At 36.1% G+C, this 915-nt stretch carries 1 protein-coding gene; it reads left to right on the plus strand.

All coding sequences use genetic code 11. The features are described 5' to 3' along the window. Nucleotides 1-248: 248 nt before the first annotated feature. Nucleotides 249-915, plus strand: a 667-nt coding sequence (locus tag SPADD19_RS04190; RefSeq protein ID WP_061455310.1) for a hypothetical protein, incomplete at its 3' end; no start/stop codon positions are given.

Raw genomic sequence — 915 nt, forward strand, 5'->3', positions numbered from 1 at the left:
GTATCGCAGATGTGGACATTGAAGTCCCAGATCTTCGCGAAGAAGCAGCCAGTCAAAGTGGCTACCAGATCACCAAAACCCAGATGACGGTCTATGGCATTTGCCCCGACTGTCAGAAAAATTAATGTGAGAGAAACCAGAGCCCTAGGGCTCTTTTTTATATGTTGTAACGACACTAGAATAGCAAAAGAAAAATAGGAAAAATCATGATATAATATACTTTTGGAATCAAATAATAGGAGAACGAGATGAAAAAGCTGGAAAACTTTTCGTGGAAGATGTGGCATATTTTTTCCTTAGTTGCCGTGACCGTTATAATGGTTGGCGGTATTTGGAGCTTCTTTTACCTAAAAGAAGCGGTACAAGTTGTGAGTGATAGAAATTATACTTATGTTGGTAGAGGACAACGGTTATTGGAAAATCGAATCATTAGTGAAGAGGCCACCGGAATTCCAATATTGGCTTATAGTTTTAAGAAAGAAGATAGAAAAAGCAACCCATATATTTATGCTGTCGGATCCCAATATATAGCCCTTCAAGATTCTAAACTAATCAGTGATGAAGATAAGAAAAAAGATGTAAATGAATATTTTAGAATTCGATATTATGAATTGGGCCAAGAGAAGGGAGAAGGTCATACCATTGATGTTTTAAAACTCGTTCAAAAAATGGGTTACGACTCGATTGAAGGAAACATGCGAAGTAGCATGTTTACAGATGGAAAAGATGAGTATGTAGCTTTCAATGTTACAAAAAATAATCTCCTATTTGTGAATCTGAACAAGGGAGAAATCGCAGAGACAGATCCAAAAATGATTGTTGATTATGGTTACAGTGGATTTTATCAAATATTGCCTGCACCCAAATTTGAGACAAAAAAATACAGTCTTGATAGAAATAAAATAGATGTAGGAG

Source organism: Streptococcus parasanguinis (assembly GCF_001578955.1).
Taxonomy (GTDB): Bacteria; Bacillota; Bacilli; order Lactobacillales; family Streptococcaceae; genus Streptococcus; species Streptococcus parasanguinis_U.